This is a genomic window from Bradyrhizobium genomosp. III (assembly GCF_000261705.1).
Lineage (GTDB): Bacteria > Pseudomonadota > Alphaproteobacteria > Rhizobiales > Xanthobacteraceae > Bradyrhizobium > Bradyrhizobium ottawaense.
In genome coordinates this window covers 1-17,937 of sequence record NZ_AJQF01000092.1, presented here as the reverse complement: position 1 = coordinate 17,937, position 17,937 = coordinate 1, and the positions used below count along the sequence as shown (strand labels likewise).

Below are 17,937 nucleotides of genomic sequence, written 5' to 3'. Positions count from 1 at the left end.
GCCATGTCCTCGCGGCACTCCGTCCGTGACCAAATACTCAGCGCAGAGAAGGCGACGTTGAGTTGAGCGCTCCGAACCGGTCGGTTCAGGCAATCAGCCGTGTCCGATAGGCCTCAAGCCGCGCCAGTCGATCCTGCAGATACGTGCGATATTGGATCAGAAGATCATCTGGACTGGCGAACTCGCCAAGCACCCTTTCCGTCTCTGCCATCGCCTGATCGATGGTGAGGCAGCCCGAACCGTCGCCTGTCATCTGATCGGTCAAGTAGCGCTCGACCTCCAATCGAGTAGGTTCGGGGAGAACCGAGCGCGCTTCGAAATAGATCAACCGGAGCCCGAACCAGCGCAGTCGCTCGTCCTCCATGCCCTGGACGATCGCGAGGCGGTCCTCCCATCGCGCATCGTGGAACGCGGCAATGCGTGCCTCATCAGCAGGACCGGGAAAGCCGCTATAGATGCGCTCTTCGAGGTGCGGAGATAATGCGTAGGGCTCGCGCGCAGCCATGTAAGCAGCCACAAGCCGCGCGCACAGACCAGTGTCCGCCTTCATGAGACAGGCCCGGTCTCCGGTGGCGCCCATCGAACCGCCATCCAGCATATGCTCGGGAGCGTCGTAGAACGCCGTCAGCGTGGGCGCGGCATTGATCCTGAAGCGACGAATCGGACTTGGCTTCTGCGTCAGATGAACTTGCAGTTCGAGATCGCTCATCGCGGCAAGCCGGCCCATGTCTTCGTTGAGACTCAAGCAAAGCCGGCCATTGGCCTGATCGGGATCCCTGCCGATGCAGACGACCGACGTATGATAAGCTTGGCCGCCGAAAAACTCGGTCAACACGAAGCCGTCTTCGACCTCAATGAAATCCGCGACGGTCGCTTTGTTCGAGAAGCGCACGAAGCGCTGCCACAACTCCGGAGACCTTCGATAGACCAATCGGCTCAGTTCGAGCGTCGCAAGCACATCGGACATCGCGTCGTGTGCCCGAGCATGTGCGACGCCATTTGCCGCCGCCAACTGTTGCAAGCGAAATGTCCGCCGCCCTTCTTCGCTGACCGGCACAACTAGTTGCGCAGGCGACACGGCATCGGCGGCCATCACCAGACTGAGCGCATCGGCGCGGCAGTTTCGATGATTACTTGTCAGATATGCCGGATATAGGCACTGGAAGAGGGCGTGGCGCAGCATCTCCTCGTCGAAGCGGATGGAGTTGAAGCCGACGAAAACCGCAGGGCTCCAGGAAATCAAGGTCCGGCGAATATCTCCTACCATGGTGTAGTGCGACGGCAGGCTGGAATCAGTCAACGACTCGATCGGCAATCCGTTCGTCCGAAGCGCCGAAGGATGGGGAAGCACATGTGGCTGAAGGCGCGAGCGCGTCTCGAACCGAGCCACCTCGTTCAGGTTTTCATCGGTGCGAACAGCGGCGAAGTGGAGAATCTGATCGAAGCCACGCTTAAGCCCCGTCGTCTCGGTGTCGAAAAAGACGAAGCTCATGGGTGTGCTACCAACGAGTCAACCGGAAACGCATCGCCGCCGGGCTTACCCTAAACCGGCGCGCGAGACCCTCAATCGCTGCCTCGTCCTCGAGATCCACACCACCGCCTTCCAAGACGGCGGCTAAGAGGTCGCCGGGGATCAACAGCTCTGAGGCGAAGGCGTTGGCTTCGATCTCTATCGGTTCGGTTCCGAGCGCTGAGATATCATCTCGGAAGAGAACGCGTATCCCCTTGTCGACGTGAACGGCTTGTCTGATGTCTTCGTCGTGCAGCACATGATGGGCGAGTTCATGGGCGGCGGAAAAACGCTGGCGGTTGGGATGATGTAGCGCATTGACGCCGATGATGCCGATGCCGTCCTTGATATAGGCCATGCCCGAAAGATCCTCCTCCAGCGGTGCGTACTGAAGGACGATCTTGCGCGATTTAATGATGCGTTCGACAGGGACGGGCGGCGCTGAAACGCCGAACTCCCGAAGGATCGAGCGCGCAGCTTCGCGCGCTCGACCTGGATCAGCGTCCCTCACGATCCGACCTTAGAGCCGCGGCGTGGCGCGAGCGCGCTGCTGATCAAATCAGCGACCTGGGCGCCCGCGTTCTCGGACAGCGACTCCTTCGAAAGCTTCTCATTGACCAGCGTCATCTTCAATTCCTCCCCGATGGACTTATGCGGCATTGGCGGCAGCAGGTCGGCGACCTTCGCGAAATCAAGCGCGGTGGCGAGGGCATAGACATGGTGCAGCAATATGTTCTGCCGGCCGCTCTCGATGTTGGCGATCGACGCGCGAGACATCTTAACTTTGCTCGCCAACTGGGCCTGGGTCAGCGAAAGAGCCTTGCGCCGCGTCGAGACCGCGTTGCCGAACGCTATATAGACCGGATTGCCCGCCATCGCCGATGTTTGCGCTGCTTCGGGCATAATGTCAATCCCGCAAACATTATGTGCTTATTACAAACTTACTAGTGTGATCATTACTTGACATATTGGCCAATCTCAGGAATCCATATCCCGCCGGAGAGCGCGACGCTCACCGACGAGGCGAAGGAACCGAGATGTCGAAGCGCATTCATGTCGTGCCGCACGAATCAGGTTGGGCAACCCGACGTGAGGGGGCGTTGCGGGTGGGGTCCACCCATCACACCCAAGCCGAGGCGACGGAGGCGGCGCGTAGCACTGCGCTTCGCGAGCACGGCGAAGTCGTCATCCACCGTCCCGATGGCCGCATTCGCGACGCCAACTCCTACGGAAACGATCCCTTCCCGCCGAAAGGATAACCCAACGGATCGCTCACCAGGGCGATCCGGTCGGATCGGCGCGCGGAGGTCATTCAAAGAAGAGGACCAATATCGATGTCGAATTTTCCGTCCCTGCGCCGCGATGATCGGCCTGATGATCCCTTTGCCGACCCGCTGGACGCGGTACTCGCCGAGCTTGCCATCAATATTCAGCTTCCGCCCGGCCTGCATGCCAAGGCGGTCGAGCGATATGAGGCGGTCCGACGCTACATCGAACGACCCGGTAGTCCGCTCGAAGGCAGGGTCGCCTGCTTCTATCCCCAGGGCTCCATGGCAATCGACGCAACCACGTCGACCCGCGGCACGGACGACGAGTACGATCTCGATATCGTCGCCGAGATCGAAGGCCCCGACCTCGGTCCCGAGGCGCTGCTGGATGACCTGGAAGCCGCACTCGAGAGCTACCCGGTAAGCAAGGTCGTGCGCCAAACTCGGTGCATCACGCTCTACTACGCCGACGGCATGCATCTTGACATTACGCCGTCGCGGCGGCGGGCGCCGAAGGAGAAGGAAGGCGAGATCCCGCATGCGAAGAAGGGGACTCGCAGCGACCCGGCGCGCTATGTGCCGATGAACTCATATGCCTTCGGGAAGTGGTATTGCGCCCGAACGCCTACCGAGGAGCGGTTCGCGCTGGCGCTGAATCGTCAGCTGTACGAACAGGCCGGAATCGCCTTCGCCGCAGCGGACGTCGAGGACGTTCCGCCGCAAACGCCGCTCATCATCAAGAGCGTGACGACGGTCGCGCTGCAGCTAATCAAGCGGCACCGCAACATCGCCTACGCGACCGAGACGGGCCGGATCCCGCCATCGGTGATGTTGTCGTGCCATGCCGGCCATGCCGCCCGTCCGGGCATGAGGCTTGCGGAAATGCTGATCCGGCAGGCGCGCTGGACGGCCCGCGCGATCGACGACGCCGCGAAGCGCGGCCAGCTCCTGGTCGTGCCCAACCCCGAATTTCCGGTCGAGCGTTTCACCGACCGTTGGCCAGAATCTCAGCTGCAACAGACAACCTATTCTCGCCACCTGCACACCCTCGCTAACGGGCTCGAAGCCGCCCGCACCGGCGACGTGCAGCTGGAGGACTTGCAGGAGTGGTTGCGCGGGCAGTTCGGGGACCGGGTCGTCACGCGTTCTGTCAAAGCTTTCAACCAGCGGCTCGGGCGCCAAGTTCAATCACGGCAGCATGGTTATACGCGCTCCGGCGGCCTGTTCGTTCCCGCCGCGCCGGCGATCATCGGCGCGGCGACCAGCCTGGCGCCAGTCGCGGCTCGCGCACACACCAACATGGGAGAGCGCCGATAAGTGGTGATGACGGTCGACGCCCAGATCACTGACATGGCTTCCTTGTGGCCGAACTTGAAACTCATCGGCCGCCACGGCGCAATCGCGGCGTGGCAGGGCCCTCTCCGGCCTTTGCTTCAGACGTTTCAGGTCGAGATCACTTATCGAGCGCCGCTGGTGATCGAACGGCTCGACGTGCGCATTCTCCAGCCACGCGTCAAAGTCTTGTCACCGCCGTTACGGCACCGTCCGGGCGACCCGGAGGGTAGGCTCCCTCACGTGTACTACGGTTCGGATGGCGAAGTGACGCTATGCATGCTCGATCCCGATTCCGACGATTGGTCGCCGTTCGACAGCCTCTCGCAGACAACTGTGCCCTGGGTGATCGAGTGGCTTGCCGCTTACGAGGGCTGGCGCGCAACGGGTCAATGGACAGCGAGCGGCCGCCACGTCGTAGCAGGTGGCGTCGGTGTCTAAGAGCAGCATTCCGCAAAAGGTCCAATCGGCGCTGTGGGCGCGGGCTGCTGGCCGCTGCCAATATCGTGGATGCAATACTGATTTGGTCGGCGACCTGGTGGCCGGGCGGCAAGACGGGATCTTCGGCTTCATCGCACACATCGTGGCTGACGTCGAAGGCGGCCCGCGCGGCGATCCGATCCGGTCGACTCAGCTCGCGCGTAGTCTGGAAAATCTAATGTTGATGTGCGCCCGACATCACAAGCTGATCGATCTTGACGCCGTCGCCGATCATCCGGAATCTGTTCTGCTAACTATGAAAGCCGAGCACGAGGGCCGGATCGCGATCGTTGCCGGCATCGACGAAGACCGGGCATCTCACGTCATCAGGTTTGGGGCGAGCATTTGTGACAACGAGGCGCTTGTATCGACGCAGGCGATCTTTTCGGCGATGCCGCCCGACCGCCACCCAGCCAGCGGCCAGAGGTTGGATCTTGAAATGGTAGGCTGTGCGTTTCGAGACAACGAGCCTGCCTATTGGACGGTCCAGCGCGAGAACCTGAGACGCCAGTTCGAAGCGAAGGTGCGAGGCCGCGTAGAGCGACAGGAGATTAGGCATCTAAGCGTATTCGCACTCGCACCGCAGCCGCTGCTGATCGAGCTTGGCCGGCTGCTCTGCGATATCGTTCCGGCCGTCGTTCATCAAAGGCATCGCGAACCCGCGAGTTGGCGATGGGCGTCCGATGGCCCCCCGATCACATTCCAGGTCACCGAACCGGATATCGGGCTGTCAGGCTCGGTCGCGCTAAAGCTCGGTGTCAGCGCTACCGTGACCGACGCGCGACTCCAGGCGGTTCTCGGCGACGAAGCCGCGATCTGGTCGCTCTGCGCGGATCAACCTCACAACGACGTCTTGCGGCGAGCTGACGATCAGGCCGCATTTCGGCGCGAACTCCGACGGCTCTACGACCGCATCAAGGCTCGGCATGGCGAGGGAACGCTGCTGCATGTTTTTCCCGCGCTTCCCGCCTCCCTGGCGGTCGAGGTCGGCCGCGTCTGGATGCCCAAATCGGATCTTTCCCTCCGGCTCTACGACAACAATCGATCGCACGGGTTCATACGGACCTTCGATATTCCCTAAACCCGATGCGACAAGCGCGCGGACATCTTCCTGTCCGCAATCCTCCTCGCCGCTGCGATTACCTGGTGGATCAATTAAGTCCGGACCCAAGCCCTCTCTCGTAGAGGCATGTATCCGAACGGGAGAAGCCTATTTTTTCAGGAGGCCACCAAGCCACTTTTGAAGGCTGTCACCGTTCATCAATTCGAGACGCGTCGGCAGAAAGGGAGTTATGAACGGATCAGATATTAGCCTTGGCGGAAAGTCCGACGTTGTAGTCAGGATTCCCTTAGAGGCATTCTGCTCCCCGCTGAGTACGCCCAGCAATGCACGAATGTCATCATATGAAACCTCGTTCCTCGGCTTATACGCCTTCACCGATCCTATGATCTTGATGCAACCAACCCCCTTCGAACAGCTATGACATCCCGTCCGTGATCCCCTGAGCGTGGCGTTAATGTCACCTCGTCGAACCCCGCTTTATCGAAGGCACCAGCGACGATCTCTTCCCAACGCGTCGCAGAAAGTGAATACGCTTGGCTCCAATCCGATTGCAGGCTTGCTACAATTTCATACCAAACCGCTGAGTTTGCCTTTATTAGAAATCCCTCTGCCGTTTTACGATCTGCCAGGACGATCTTGTGATCTGGTGTAATGATTCCCGCTACTCGCAACTCCGCTTGCTTATTCCCCTCGGAAAACCGCCGAGCGATAAACGACTCGAACACTGACGGAAGCCTGTCTTCGTAGATCAAGTCAGTAATTTTGATCTTCTCTGGTGGAATTTCCAGATTCCTAAAATCCACTAGTCGTGTGAACTCTAAAAGAATCGGAAACGCTAATTTCTGCGCAATAGGAAACAGCTTAACGGGCATGTAGAATATCAGTTGCTGCGCTAGGCGAACCCTTACCTCTTCCATCTGCTGCAAAGTAAGCATGGCACGCGCTCTTTACTACAACTGCGCATAGGTTAGCAGTCAGCCGGCTGTCGGGCCTTAACAGCCGGAATAGCCAAATCGCAGTTTCGAATACCGACTCCGTGATCAGCGCCTGCTAAGTTTGACAGATCACGTATCCATGTGCGTTCATTTCGGTACACGCCGAGAAGAATGACATCAACAGCCAATAGAGCTGAACGAAGTATGGGTCTGGCGCTTGGCCGGCTGCGACTTCCTTTAGCGCCTCTTCAACAGCACCGCGGCTCAGCGAAGAGGTCACGATGAAGACCCGACGAATTGCATCCGGCGCAAGCCGCACTTGAGCGAATTCGTTCATTAGCTCGTCGGCATCGCCTCGGACAATCCTCTTGATCCGGGTTTTGACTCCGCTACCGCTTACATACTTGTTGTTCCAACCACGAATTTTCGCTTCCATCGATTCCGGCGGAAGGCTCATACGCTGCAAGTTCTTAATTGCTTGGCTCACGGAGATATGGAACGGCCCAGCACCGAGCGATAGTGGACCATGCTTTGCGTGATAAAAGGTAATTCTAGGCGGGCTGCTGGAGTTGTTTAGCCCAATATAGTCCGCCCATTCGTCGCCAAGATCGTCGCACACAAGCACATCGTCCCCGTCCGCAACACTCGCTTCGATCACACCGAAAGTGGAGTCAGCATCAAAGGTGGCCTTTCGCGTCGAAAAGTTACCCTTTTCATCAGTCACTCCGTCTAGGAGCGGATCAGAGCGCAAATGGCGCAACAGGGCTGCGCCACCATCTACAAAGCCTTCGTCGCGGAACAAGGTCCCGTCGATGTAAGCTAAAGAGAGGGCGTCGAACAGCAATATGAACTTATCCTCGCGATCGATGTAGCGTCGGAGCGAGATCCGATTTGGATCGTGACCGAGAGCATACTCTGTACTTTCGACCTCGATGCCGGCAGTGATCGGCAATTGCAAGTCACGCAATGCTACGCGAGCTTGGTTGATTGCAATTGCTCCAACCGAATCAGCACCGTCGAAGATATCCATCCTCTTTCCGTCGCCGCTGACCCTAAACGCACGATCGAGCTCATTTAACGCTGCATCGATTTCATGCTTGGAGAGTTGAGTGAGTCTACCGCTATCTTCATGTACAAGTCTGATTTCGCGATCGACATGGATCGCATCAACAAATCCCGCAACGTCGACGGCAAAACTTGTTGGACGCGCGGTGCCGCCAATACTCGCCAAATCGATAGCGCGGGCTAAGGTACGGAGAAAGCTGGCAGGTGCAGCTCTTCCACCTACCAGCTCGTCAATTACAGATTTCGCGTACTCCACAAGTGCGAGGTGATCGACCCGATCAGACCGCTGCCCTATCCTGCCGGTGCTAGGAGTTGTAGAATAGTGGTCAGTTCCCGACCGGACCGCGTACGCCTGGGGCACATACCGGTTTGCGCCAGCAGGCCCGACAACATTTTGTAGGTCATCGGCTTCGAACGTTTTACTCCTCATCACGTGCTTGGAGACCGACATGTTTCGAAGCCGAATCTTTTCGAACACCGCTCCCTGCCGTGCGACCGCACGATCCACGCGTTCGGCTGATACTCGACCGAGATAGCGGGTGAAAAATCCTGCCGGAAGATCGAGCTTGGATTTAAGAATCGCGAGATGATCGCGATATTCGATCAAAAGAATAAATCCGCAGATTCGTTCTCGGATTCCTGCGTCTTCGGTTAAGAATGAAGGCGAGCGGTCATAGAGGAAGGAGATCGCAGACCAACGCGCGCGCCCAGCTTGGACGCGCCGATGGTAGAATATGTTTTGGGAGGCCGAGGGCTGGCTTGCCCGAACTTGGCGAAAAAGGTCATCCAATGCGGCATTGCTCATCTGCCGCTTAAGAATGTGAAAATTTGCTGTTTTTGCAACGCGAAGAGAGTCGATCATCCATCCCCCGTCGCGTTTCCGCGCGGAAGTACGCCATGTCAATTAAGACGGACCTTCAATATGATCAACTTAAGCGCGAATGCCTCCACGATGCAAATGGAAAGAACATGCCCCCCGCAAAGAAGAGTTAGAAGGCTACTCGATGTCGCGCAGCTCTAGACGGCCTGCTCAATAGCAACGTTAGCCACAAAGTGTCGGCTTATCGACACGTATCCGGTTGATGGGCGTTGAAGGCTATGATCTCTTGACTACGGGGCGACGGCATGCGGAGCGTGCTTGAGGTGCTATGCGACGACAACCCAGTGATCGTTCGATAAAGATTCTGTTCGCTTCTTCGGGGGGCCTATGCGCTTTCCCGGGATGTACAACGCAGCTCGTTCAGCCTCAATCTCGCGCATTACTGGGCGAACTCTGCCACATTCGTGCGGCCTCTCCCGGGGGGCCGAGATTCGATCCCGCGCAATCCGAAGAGTCGCGCAACGACGCAGACAACTTGATCATCCTATGTCCAACGCATCATCGTTTGGTCGATCAGGATCCGACCACTTACACAGCGGATTCGTTGCTTCTCATGAAACGGCGCCATGAGAGCCGCGTCGCAGCATTTCTCAGCTCGGTTGCTGTCGAGCTTACTGACAAGCAGGCTACCGACCTCTCGCGACAGGTGGAGGACGAATCAGTCGACTTCGCAGTTGTCGTCGCGTTGCGGAAGGAATTGGCTGCGCTTAAGCATTATTTTCCTGAGCTGGTACCGATTTCGTCGACATCGGATTCGACCCGCACGTACCTTCGCGGAACGATTCCAACAAGACGCGGCGGCTCGTATCGAGTTGTTGCCACTCTCCTTCATTCGATGGGAAATCTCGATGCCGCACATGCGACATCGGACCTCATCCACAAATGGAAGCCGCGATTTGTACTTGTGAATGGAATTGCTGGTGGAATCTCTAGAAAGGATCAGGGCTTCGGCGATATCGTGGCCTCGAACTCCATTTTCTATTATGAGCTCTCGAAGGTTCGACCCAATCATCAGGAGCATCGAGCTCGGCAATTTCAGGCGGACCCCATCCTCGTGGATGGAATACTGAACTTGACCGACTCAACGTGGCGCGCACATTTGCCTTCAAGGCCCGATGGGAAAAGCGCGAGCGCCATCGAGCCGAGAATTCATGTCGGACCAATTGCCTCTGGAGAGAAGGTGATTGCTTCAAGCGAGGCTGCCCAAGAGCTTCGGTCGTTGCAACGCGATCTCATCGCAATTGAGATGGAGAGTGCAGGAGTCGCTTCTGCGGCATTCAGCGCTGTCAAGAAGGTGGGATTCTTGACGATCCGAGCCATCTGCGACTTCGCCGACGGCAAAAAGAATGACATGTGGCAAGAGTACGCAGCGTATTCCGCGGCTTCGTGCTTGCGAAGCTTCATTGAGTCGCGCCCAGTTTCCCTCTCGGAGGGGGCGTGGCCGAAGTCCGTTGCTTCGGTAGCGGCAACGAAGTCGCGTATTTCGATAGCTCAACGTAAGAAATTGTTCGATGAGCTGTGTACGGCGTTCGATATGGAAGAGTTTAAGAACCTTTGCTTTCTCCTGGGCGTGGACATTGACGAAATTCCCGGCGACCGCAAATCGGCCCGGGTCAGAGAGCTAATTTTACTGTTCGAGCGGCGCGATACGTTGCACGTATTGGAGGAAGCCGTCGATGAAAGGACACGTTAACGGAAAACCTGAGCATTCAGGCTGATGCTTTCGGCGGTGTCCGTAAGCCGTCGATACGCACTGAAATGCATGTCACGGACAGATCGGGCATTGAAACAAGGACTCCAATCGAAGCGGCCAGGACCGAGCGTGAACTCTCGTGACTATCACGAACAATCACCCACTACATGCCCCAGTCTCCGCCTCCTACAGCTCGATCAGAATCTAAAATAACAGCAAACTCAAATAGATAATAGACGCCGCAGGCTCATGCACAACCATCCCTCCGGCGATCCCTCGCCCTCGCAGGCCGACATCCAGATGACCAAAGCGATCATCGACATCGCAAAGCCGCTGGGGATTGCCGTGCACGATCACATCATCGTTGGCAAGAGCGCGCATGCCAGCCTGCGCGGGATGCGGTTGATCTAGGGCAACGCGTGTCGGACCAGCCTTGCACCGACTCTCAAAACCTGACCGTTAATCCGCCACCCGCGTAATAGCTTGTCTCGGCCTGGTATTTGACCCCCGCTGGCGTGCTCGCGCCTCCAAGGCCGAACGGGAGCACGACAGCCGGGGCTGAAACGCCAGGGACCTTGTTATCGTAGTTGAGGCCGCCAAAGGCCCGCAACGCCCAGCTCGGCGCCAGCTTGATGTTGACGCTGGCTTCGGCATTGGCAACGAATGCGGTGGTCGTTGCACTGGACGTTGTGGCAGAGAAGGTCTGGGCGAAAAAGGGCACCCCGCCCACGAAGACGTTGACGGAGTCCGAGCCCGTCAGCGATACCCGCCGCATGGCGAGCCCGGCGTTGCCACCGGCCACAAATGTCAGCCAATCCGTCACAGGTACCGAACCAGACAGGCCGGCGCGGGCTCCCCAGTCCGTCCAATCGAGCTTGGTGTCCGCGTCATAGCGGACGGACGCAGTGCCGCCGAAAACGAGATTGGTTTCGGACAACGTCTGAGAGTTGCGGGACTTGCCGCCAAACACCGCAAGCGACGGCGTAATGGTGACGCCGCTCACTTTGAAATCTGTCGCGTACCGCCCGCTGACTTGCCAACTCGAATAGCTGGTACCGAGCGTGCTGGAAACGACACATGATGTGCCGGCGCCGCAAGCGACCGAGCCCGCGAAGTTTGTGATCCCGCCAACCTGCGGCAGCGAATATCCCGATCCCAATGTCGACACAGCCGTAGCGGCTTGCGAGGCGGTCGCGTTGACATAGGACCCGCTGAACTCGATCCGCCCATTGGTGCCGATATTCGACAGAGACACACCGGGAGGCAAAACGAAGCCCAATCCGCCGGAGATGCCATATCCGGTTGCCCGCGGGTCATATGTATTTGCCGCGGATATCCCCGATCCCGGGGCGACCGGCAACAGACGAGTGCCGATATCATAGGTCGGCAGGCGGATCGACTGCGCTGAGCCGTCAGCCCAGAAGTAGACCCCGCCAGCCGTGCTCGCGGTGGCCACCCCCGGCGCCTTGATCGGGATATCTGCGGCAAGTACAGGCGCGGAAGTTGCCGCCACCAGTCCGGTTGCGATGATCGATAGCCGAATATGCCGATAAAGCACTGAAACCCCTCAGATGAAAATGCCTTCGACGCCAAGGCATCATTTCGGCAAGATTCTAGGTGAGGTGCGGCGAGACTGTCGTCGCTTATGACGAACGGTGCTGTAGCGGTTTGCGTATTCTCGCCCCGCAATATCCATGAGCTGCACTGTTGAGGCTTCCGTGCAACATAACGGCGCGACACCGCACCGAAGTGCTCTTTTACGAACGGAATTATTGCTTTTCGCGAATAGCGCTTGGCACCAAGTTCCAATATGCTCGATGTCGCCAGCCCTCACTGCGGACTCCAATGTAAATGCAGAGAATCTCGTTTGACTCCGCCGATCTTCCCGGCGACGAGCGGCTGCGCAGAGATCGCTGGGTCGATTCACTGTCATCCGGTTACGTGCGTCTGCGCGCCGACGCCAGGCCCAACGTGCCCTTCGACGGCCAGCTCAAGATCATGCTGCTCGGCCAAGCCGCGATTGGTCGCATTTGCGGGACCGTGAAGACCATTTCGCGCGGAGCCGCGGAAATCGCCATCGAGAACACCGACAATGCCGTGCTTCTGCTCAATAGCGGAACGGACGAAATGCTCGTTGAGCAAAGCGGCAAGAGCGTTGCCTGCACCGCCGGTGCTGCGGTGCTTATCGAACAGTGCGTGCCGTCGACCATCAATGTAAGTGCGCAGCATCACTGCAATTTCATGGCAATTCAATTGCCGCGCCAGCAGCTGCGTGGCCAGACGTGCAACGTCGAAGATCGATTCATGACGCCGATTCCGGCATCGGCTTCGGCGCCGGCGCTGGCATACGCTTACGTCGAGACGCTGCTGAAGCTATCCGGCGCCGCGGAGCAAGCCGATATCCCGCGTTTTGCCGCCGACCACATCGCCGATCTGGTCGTGGCTGCAGTGGCCCTCAAGACCTTGCATCAGGAGACACAGGCGCCGAGTTTGCGAGCGGCTCGGTTTGAGACCGTCCGGCGCGAGCTTGATCGCAATTTCATGATGCCCGGCTTCTCCTTGACGGCGCTCGCACGCCGCCTTCTGGTTTCGCCGCGCTATGTGCAGGCGCTCTTCTCCGAAGCCGGAACGTCGTTCACCGATGAACTGACCACTCGCCGCCTGATGCGGGCTCACGAGATGCTGGCGTCGCCGCACTACGCACATATGAAGGTCATGGACGTCGCCTACGAGTGTGGATTCCCGACAGTATCGCACTTTCATCGCATTTTCCGGCGCCACTTCGATGCGACACCAGGCGAAGTGCGCGACAGAGCGGTCACATAAGTCGCGCTGGCCGGCTCAGTAGCAATACCTGTGATCGACCCGGACGTAGTAGCCGTCCGGCCTCTGCATGTAGCAGCCGCGTTGATAGGCGTAGTAGCCGGAGCGGCGGCGCTCGCCTTCGGAGGCGATCGCGGCGCCCGTGCCGGCACCGACGACGGCACCGATGGCAGCCCCCCTGCCTCCGCCGAGCGCACCACCGAGGATCGCCCCGCCGACGCCGCCGATGATCGCGCCGCCGATGGCATCCTGGGCCGCCGCCTCATGCGCCGGCACCGCCATCGCAACCGTCAGACAGGCCGCGATTCCAAAACTTCCAATGCGAAGACCTCGAAGCATGCTCGCCCTCCCTGTGGTGGAGGGAGTCATAGCCCCGGGCGAGGATTCGGGCCAGACAAATTGCCGGCACGGCGGCCCGCGATGGCCGGAGGCGCAGCGCGAAGACGGCTCAAACCGCGCCGCGTACGATGCACCGGCCGGCCGATTGGACGTCAAGCATCGACCCAGCGCTGCACGGCCTCGACGGTATCGGCGGGCGTGGTGTTGAAGCAGATCGCAGCGTCCGGCGCGAGGCGATGGACGAGGTTGAGCACCTTCTCGAACAGCACGAGGCGCTCCTTCGGCTCGCGCAGGCCGGCGCCGATCACGATGCAGTCGAAACGCTCGTCGCGCAGCGCCGCCGTGACGCCGGCTTCCGCGGTGGCGTCGAGATCAATCAGGCAGCTCGTGACCTCGAAGCCGAGATCGCGCAGGCGCAACAGCTGCGCATCGATGTAGGTTCGCACGAGCTCCGGCGTGAGCTGCGGGAATGCGCTGTAGTCGGCACTGCCGGGTTCGATGCCGATCGCGAGGACGCGTTTGGCCATGCCGGATCTCCCAACGAAATCGCCTCTTCCGTCAACGAGATGCCCGGTCTGCAGGTTCCGCCTTCGCGTGGCGCCATTCGGCGGCAGCGAATGTGGGCCCGCCTACTGACGCAGCATGATCAGGGGATCGGCGGTATCGGGGACGCGCCGCCACTGCGCGTTGTCGTCGGCCTCGAACTGCCAGACGTTGCCCGATTTCGACATCAGGATGATCTGGCCGCGCTCGAGCCGCCATTGCGTCGGGTTGAACTGCGCGATGGCCGGATCGCATTTCGGCTTGAGGAAGACCTGGAAATTGTCGGAGCCGGCTTCCGTGTTGGTCAGCGTCAGCCCGCAGACCGGCTGGCCGTTGCCGCGCACCATCGCCCAGTCGCCGATCATCTGGTCCATCGACTTGGCCATCGAGCGCGCGGCGGCGAGATCCTGCAGGATGTAGACGCCCTCGCCCTGGCGCAGGCCTTCGAAGATGCCGGCCTCGACCTCGGTGAAGTCGATCACGGCTTCACCGGTCGCGTCCTGCAGGCGGACGATGTCGAGGCCCCTGACGCTCCAGGCGACGATGTCCTTGGTGAAGGGCAGCGCCGCCTTGCAGGCCGGCTCCAGCTCCAGCTTGAAGCCCTGCCCCGCGGCGTCGCCCTTCATCGTGACGACGCAGGTCTTGCTGCGCTCGGTGGTCGAGAGCTCCCACTGCCCGAGCATCTCCTTCTTCAGGGTCGTCGTATCCTGCGCATGCGCCGGCCTCGTCTGAGCAACGCCGATCGCGGCCAAATGGGCCGCGACGGCGCCGATCGCGGCCAAATGGGCCGCGACGGCGGATGCAACGACCCGAAGACTTCGCATCAGCGCCCCTTGAATGGCGTTTCGGCAACCGGCGTCAACGGCGCCTTGCCCGAGAACCATGACTTGAGGTTGTCGACCACGAGCTGGTCCATCGCGTTGCGCGTCACCACCGAGGCCGAGCCGATATGCGGCAGCAGCACGACGTTCTGCATCGCCTTGAGCTCGTCCGGCACGGTCGGCTCGGCCGCGAACACGTCGAGGCCGGCGGCGAGGATGGTGCCCGACTTGAGGGCCTGCACAAGCGCCGGCTCGTCGACCACCGAGCCGCGCGCGACGTTGACCAGCACGCCGCGCGGGCCGAGCGCCTTGAACACCTCGGCATTGATCATCTTGTTGGTCGAGGCGCCGCCGGGCACGATCACCATCAGCGTATCCACCGCCTTCGCCATCTCGATCAGATCGGGATAGTGCTTGTAGGAGACGTCCTTGGACGGATTGCGCGAGTGGTAGACCACCGGCACCAGCGAGGCGTCGAGCCGGCGCGCGATGGCCTGGCCGATCCGGCCCATGCCGACGATGCCGACCTTGCGGTCGCGCAGCGAGCCGACGCTGAGCGGATAGTTCTGCGTCTGCCAGAGGCCGGAACGCACATACCGGTCGGCCTTGATGAACTCGCGCAAGGTGGAGATCAGCAGGCCCATCGCGACGTCGGCGACCTCCTCGGTCAGCACGTCGGGCGTGTTGGTGACGATGATGTTGTGCTCGGCCGCGTATTTGGCGTCGATATGGTCGTAGCCGACGCCGAAGCTCGCCACCATCTCGATCTTGGGCAGTTGCGACAGCGACTCCTTGTCGGCACGGACGGTGTGATAGGTCACGGCGACGCCGCGGATTTTTTCGCGGATCGCCGGCGTCAGCCGCTCGAGGTCGCCGCGCGTCTCGGCCTTGTGCACGACGAAATGGTCGGAAAACCCGTTCTCGAGGATCGGCCGCACCGGCCCATAGATCAGAAGGTCGATCTTCTCGGACGAAATCGAACCGGCAGCCATCAGTTTTCCTTTCCAAGCGCGCTTTCATGCCAGCGCCGTAAAACGAGGTGGGAAACTACCGCCAGCACCCCATAGATGACAATCCCGGCCAGCGATAACAAAAGCAGCGCTGCGAACATGCGGGGTATGTTCAATCGATAGCCGGACTCGGCGATCCTGTAGGCGAGCCCCGAGCCGGCACCGGCTGTTCCCGCCGCGATCTCCGCCACGACCGCGCCGATCAGCGACAGGCCGCCGGCGATGCGCAAGCCGCCGAGAATGTAGGGCAACGCCGCGGGCAGCTTGAGAAAGCGCAGCGTCTGCGGCTTTGAGGCGCCATAGAGCTGGAACAGGCCGGCAAGGTTGCGATCGACCGAATTGAGCCCAAGGGTGGTGTTGGACAGCACCGGGAAAAAGGCGACGATGAAGGCACAAACCACCACCGCGGTCTGCTGCTCCAGGTAGATCAGGAGCAGCGGCGCGACCGCGATCACCGGGGTGACCTGCAGGACGATGGCGTAGGGGAATAGCGAATATTCCACCCATTTCGACTGGTTGAACAACAGCGCCAGCGCGATGCCGCCGATGCTGGCCGCGGCAAAACCTTCGAGCGTGGTCAGAAGCGTGGTGGCGAGCGATTGTGACAGCACTGCCCAGTTCTTGATCAGCGTCAGGACGATGACGGAGGGCGCCGGCAGCACGTAAGGCGGGATGTCCTTGATGCGAACCAAGAGTTCCCAGGCGAGCATGCCGGCCGCGAACACGATGACGGGAAGCACGAAACGCATCGCGCGTTGTGCGCCTCGCGGTTTTGCAGTGACGGCCGCCTGCGCGCTCATAAGGTCGACTGCCCCGAATAAGACGGAGCCAGCGCAGCCGACACCTTCCGGCAATAATCGGAATAGGCGGCGGAGGTGCGAAACGCCTCGCCGCGCGGCTCGACCGTCTCGATGCGGATGTCGGCCTGGATGCGGCCGGGCCGCGCCGTCATGACCACTACGCGCTGCGACAGATAGACGGATTCGAACACCGAATGGGTGACGAAGATGACGGTCTTGCCGAGGCTACGCCACAGCGCGAGCAGATCATTGTTGAGGCGGAAGCGCGTGATCTCGTCGAGCGCGGCGAACGGCTCGTCCATCAAAAGGATATCCGGATCGGTGACGAGCGCGCGCGCCAGCGACACCCGCATCTTCATGCCGCCGGAGAGCTCACGCGGAAAGGCATCGGCGAAATCGGCGAGCCCGACGCTGGCCAGCGCCGCGTCGGCACGCCCGCGCGCCTCCGCCTTCGGCACGCCCGCCAGCTTGAGCGGCAGCCGCACATTCTCGCGCACGCTGGTCCAGGGCATCAAGGTGGGCTCCTGAAACACGAAGCCGATACCGTGACCCGGCTGTACCACGCCCTCGTGATGGGCCACCCGCACGATGCCTGACGACGGCGCGCTGAGCTCCGCGATCAACCGCAGCACCGTCGACTTGCCGCAACCGGACGGGCCCAGCAGCGAGATGAACTCGCCCTTGCGGACAGTGAGGTCGAACGGGCCGAGCGCCATGACGCCATTGTCATAGGTCTTCGTCACGCCGCGCAGGCTGACGGCGAGATGCGTCAGGCCGGCGTCGGCCGCGGACGAGATTTTGCCTGATGACATCGAGCTTGCGCTACGGCTTGCTCGGGCGCAGCTCGACGCCGACGCCCTTGTTGACGAAGCGCAGCGTGTAGGATTTGCGGAAGTCGAGTTCGGGCTTCACGACGCCGGCCTTGACCATCTTGTTGAAGAAGGAGGTGTAGCGCTCGTCGCTCATCGCGCCGATGCCGTTCTTCAGGCTGTCGCCGGAATCGACGATGCCATGCTCCTTCATCTTGGCGACGGAATAGGCGAGCAGGTCGTCGGTCATTTCCGGATTGAGCTTCTTGATCATGGCGTTGCCGGCGGAATTGTCGCGGTAGATGTAATTGTACCAGCCGATCATGGAGGCATCGACGAAACGCTGCACCAGGTCGGGCTTCTTCTCGACCACGTCGCGGCGGGTCTCGATCAAGGTCGAATAGGTGTTGAAGCCGTAATCGGCGAGCAGCAGCACGTTGGGCTTGAAGCCGGCGGCCTTCTCCACCGCGAACGGCTCGGAGGTGACGTAGCCCTGCATCGCGCTCTTGGGATTGGCGATGAAGGGTTGCGGATTGAAATTATAGGGCCGGACGTTCTTCTCGCTG

At 60.3% G+C, this 17,937-nt stretch carries 20 protein-coding genes and 2 pseudogenes; 8 read left to right on the top strand and 14 right to left on the bottom strand.

The features are described from left to right. Positions 1-85: 85 nt before the first annotated feature. Genes IC66_RS0108990 through IC66_RS0108980 form a run of 3 tightly spaced genes read right to left on the bottom strand, consistent with a single transcriptional unit; the run spans position 86 to position 2,413 of the window. Positions 86-1,492 (bottom strand): exodeoxyribonuclease I, encoded by a 1,407-nt coding sequence (locus IC66_RS0108990; protein ID WP_011082900.1) that lies wholly within the window; start codon positions 1,490-1,492, stop codon positions 86-88. Positions 1,493-1,499: 7 nt separating this feature from the next. After that, entirely contained in the window at positions 1,500-2,021 is a 522-nt protein-coding gene (locus IC66_RS0108985) for an ImmA/IrrE family metallo-endopeptidase (protein WP_011082901.1), read from the bottom strand. Beyond that, entirely contained in the window at positions 2,018-2,413 is a 396-nt protein-coding gene (locus IC66_RS0108980; RefSeq protein WP_011082902.1) for a helix-turn-helix transcriptional regulator, read from the bottom strand. The genes IC66_RS0108985 and IC66_RS0108980 overlap by 4 nt, the downstream gene beginning before the upstream one ends. 134 nt (positions 2,414-2,547) lie before the next feature. On the opposite strand from IC66_RS0108980, the gene IC66_RS43275 reads away from it, so the two are divergent. The 4 genes from IC66_RS43275 to IC66_RS0108960 all read left to right on the top strand — a co-directional run bounded on the left by IC66_RS43275 (position 2,548) and on the right by IC66_RS0108960 (position 5,671). Further along, positions 2,548-2,769, top strand: coding sequence for a DUF2188 domain-containing protein (locus IC66_RS43275; RefSeq protein ID WP_011082903.1), 222 nt, complete (start codon positions 2,548-2,550; stop codon positions 2,767-2,769). A 75-nt stretch (positions 2,770-2,844) separates the two neighbouring features. Beyond that, positions 2,845-4,095 (top strand): nucleotidyltransferase domain-containing protein, encoded by a 1,251-nt coding sequence (locus IC66_RS0108970; protein ID WP_011082904.1) that lies wholly within the window; start codon positions 2,845-2,847, stop codon positions 4,093-4,095. Between the two features lie 6 nt (positions 4,096-4,101). After that, a complete protein-coding gene (locus IC66_RS0108965; protein WP_202557271.1) occupies positions 4,102-4,551 on the top strand; it encodes a hypothetical protein in 450 nt (149 codons plus the stop codon). Continuing rightward, the gene (locus IC66_RS0108960) at positions 4,535-5,671 is read left to right on the top strand and encodes an SAVED domain-containing protein (protein ID WP_011082906.1); all 1,137 of its coding nucleotides are present in this window, start codon (positions 4,535-4,537) and stop codon (positions 5,669-5,671) included. Before IC66_RS0108965 ends, IC66_RS0108960 begins: the two co-directional genes overlap by 17 nt. 129 nt (positions 5,672-5,800) lie before the next feature. Here the strand turns inward: IC66_RS0108960 and IC66_RS49190 are convergent, their stop codons facing one another. From IC66_RS49190 to IC66_RS48195, 3 genes are all read right to left on the bottom strand, one after another. Beyond that, positions 5,801-6,028: a restriction endonuclease gene (locus IC66_RS49190; protein ID WP_071908403.1), complete on the bottom strand. Its 228-nt coding sequence runs from the start codon at positions 6,026-6,028 to the stop codon at positions 5,801-5,803. 5 nt (positions 6,029-6,033) lie between these two features. After that, positions 6,034-6,588 carry a restriction endonuclease gene (locus IC66_RS0108955; RefSeq protein ID WP_011082907.1) on the bottom strand — a complete coding sequence of 185 codons (555 nt, stop codon included), beginning with the start codon at positions 6,586-6,588 and terminating at the stop codon, positions 6,034-6,036. A 115-nt stretch (positions 6,589-6,703) separates the two neighbouring features. After that, a complete protein-coding gene (locus tag IC66_RS48195; RefSeq protein WP_011082908.1) occupies positions 6,704-8,515 on the bottom strand; it encodes a hypothetical protein in 1,812 nt (603 codons plus the stop codon). Between the two features lie 286 nt (positions 8,516-8,801). On the opposite strand from IC66_RS48195, the pseudogene IC66_RS49185 reads away from it, so the two are divergent. The 3 genes and pseudogenes from IC66_RS49185 to IC66_RS43260 form a co-directional block, all read left to right on the top strand. After that, positions 8,802-9,038 (top strand): annotated as a pseudogene (locus IC66_RS49185) (HNH endonuclease signature motif containing protein); the annotation flags it as partial. Positions 9,039-9,086: 48 nt separating this feature from the next. Further along, positions 9,087-10,226 carry a phosphorylase family protein gene (locus IC66_RS43265; protein WP_223153803.1) on the top strand — a complete coding sequence of 380 codons (1,140 nt, stop codon included), beginning with the start codon at positions 9,087-9,089 and terminating at the stop codon, positions 10,224-10,226. A 246-nt stretch (positions 10,227-10,472) separates the two neighbouring features. After that, positions 10,473-10,637, top strand: a pseudogene (locus IC66_RS43260) (JAB domain-containing protein); the annotation flags it as partial. 34 nt (positions 10,638-10,671) lie between these two features. On the opposite strand, the gene IC66_RS0108930 reads toward IC66_RS43260, so the two are convergent. After that, on the bottom strand, positions 10,672-11,784 hold the full coding sequence (locus tag IC66_RS0108930; RefSeq protein ID WP_157158042.1) for a hypothetical protein: 1,113 nt from the start codon (positions 11,782-11,784) through the stop codon (positions 10,672-10,674). Between the two features lie 293 nt (positions 11,785-12,077). Here IC66_RS0108930 and IC66_RS42505 point away from each other — a divergent pair, with 293 nt between their 5' ends. Further along, on the top strand, positions 12,078-13,052 hold the full coding sequence (locus IC66_RS42505) for an AraC family transcriptional regulator (protein WP_049806498.1): 975 nt from the start codon (positions 12,078-12,080) through the stop codon (positions 13,050-13,052). 15 nt (positions 13,053-13,067) lie between these two features. On the opposite strand, the gene IC66_RS0108920 is transcribed toward IC66_RS42505, so the two are convergent. The 7 genes from IC66_RS0108920 to IC66_RS0108890 form a co-directional block, all read right to left on the bottom strand. Further along, positions 13,068-13,388 (bottom strand): hypothetical protein, encoded by a 321-nt coding sequence (locus IC66_RS0108920; RefSeq protein ID WP_038947424.1) that lies wholly within the window; start codon positions 13,386-13,388, stop codon positions 13,068-13,070. Between the two features lie 152 nt (positions 13,389-13,540). Then, entirely contained in the window at positions 13,541-13,915 is a 375-nt protein-coding gene (locus IC66_RS0108915) for a hypothetical protein (protein WP_038947423.1), read from the bottom strand. Between the two features lie 102 nt (positions 13,916-14,017). Beyond that, complete coding sequence (locus IC66_RS0108910) at positions 14,018-14,755, bottom strand: AprI/Inh family metalloprotease inhibitor (RefSeq protein WP_038947422.1); 738 nt, start codon at positions 14,753-14,755, stop codon at positions 14,018-14,020. Then, complete coding sequence (locus IC66_RS0108905) at positions 14,755-15,744, bottom strand: 2-hydroxyacid dehydrogenase (protein WP_028143812.1); 990 nt, start codon at positions 15,742-15,744, stop codon at positions 14,755-14,757. Before IC66_RS0108905 ends, IC66_RS0108910 begins: the two co-directional genes overlap by 1 nt. Beyond that, on the bottom strand, positions 15,744-16,562 hold the full coding sequence (locus tag IC66_RS0108900) for an ABC transporter permease (protein ID WP_038947421.1): 819 nt from the start codon (positions 16,560-16,562) through the stop codon (positions 15,744-15,746). Before IC66_RS0108900 ends, IC66_RS0108905 begins: the two co-directional genes overlap by 1 nt. Continuing rightward, on the bottom strand, positions 16,559-17,374 hold the full coding sequence (locus IC66_RS0108895; protein WP_028143814.1) for an ABC transporter ATP-binding protein: 816 nt from the start codon (positions 17,372-17,374) through the stop codon (positions 16,559-16,561). Before IC66_RS0108895 ends, IC66_RS0108900 begins: the two co-directional genes overlap by 4 nt. A 10-nt stretch (positions 17,375-17,384) precedes the next feature. Then, positions 17,385-17,937: ABC transporter substrate-binding protein (locus IC66_RS0108890; RefSeq protein ID WP_038947420.1), on the bottom strand; the 553-nt coding region annotated here is incomplete at its 5' end.

What these genes read in the sequence shown, in the direction of transcription:
- IC66_RS0108965 (WP_202557271.1), top strand. Translation starts at nt 4,102, where the DNA reads ATGACGGTCGACGCCCAGATCACTGACATGGCTTCCTTGTGGCCGAAC.
- IC66_RS48195 (WP_011082908.1), bottom strand. Translation starts at nt 8,515, where the DNA reads ATGATCGACTCTCTTCGCGTTGCAAAAACAGCAAATTTTCACATTCTT.
- IC66_RS0108895 (WP_028143814.1), bottom strand. Translation starts at nt 17,374, where the DNA reads ATGTCATCAGGCAAAATCTCGTCCGCGGCCGACGCCGGCCTGACGCAT.
- IC66_RS0108905 (WP_028143812.1), bottom strand. Translation starts at nt 15,744, where the DNA reads ATGGCTGCCGGTTCGATTTCGTCCGAGAAGATCGACCTTCTGATCTAT.
- IC66_RS0108900 (WP_038947421.1), bottom strand. Translation starts at nt 16,562, where the DNA reads ATGAGCGCGCAGGCGGCCGTCACTGCAAAACCGCGAGGCGCACAACGC.
- IC66_RS0108955 (WP_011082907.1), bottom strand. Translation starts at nt 6,588, where the DNA reads ATGCTTACTTTGCAGCAGATGGAAGAGGTAAGGGTTCGCCTAGCGCAG.
- IC66_RS0108915 (WP_038947423.1), bottom strand. Translation starts at nt 13,915, where the DNA reads ATGGCCAAACGCGTCCTCGCGATCGGCATCGAACCCGGCAGTGCCGAC.
- IC66_RS0108980 (WP_011082902.1), bottom strand. Translation starts at nt 2,413, where the DNA reads ATGCCCGAAGCAGCGCAAACATCGGCGATGGCGGGCAATCCGGTCTAT.
- IC66_RS43265 (WP_223153803.1), top strand. Translation starts at nt 9,087, where the DNA reads ATGAAACGGCGCCATGAGAGCCGCGTCGCAGCATTTCTCAGCTCGGTT.
- IC66_RS0108920 (WP_038947424.1), bottom strand. Translation starts at nt 13,388, where the DNA reads ATGCTTCGAGGTCTTCGCATTGGAAGTTTTGGAATCGCGGCCTGTCTG.
- IC66_RS42505 (WP_049806498.1), top strand. Translation starts at nt 12,078, where the DNA reads ATGCAGAGAATCTCGTTTGACTCCGCCGATCTTCCCGGCGACGAGCGG.
- IC66_RS0108990 (WP_011082900.1), bottom strand. Translation starts at nt 1,492, where the DNA reads ATGAGCTTCGTCTTTTTCGACACCGAGACGACGGGGCTTAAGCGTGGC.
- IC66_RS43275 (WP_011082903.1), top strand. Translation starts at nt 2,548, where the DNA reads ATGTCGAAGCGCATTCATGTCGTGCCGCACGAATCAGGTTGGGCAACC.
- IC66_RS0108910 (WP_038947422.1), bottom strand. Translation starts at nt 14,755, where the DNA reads ATGCGAAGTCTTCGGGTCGTTGCATCCGCCGTCGCGGCCCATTTGGCC.
- IC66_RS0108970 (WP_011082904.1), top strand. Translation starts at nt 2,845, where the DNA reads ATGTCGAATTTTCCGTCCCTGCGCCGCGATGATCGGCCTGATGATCCC.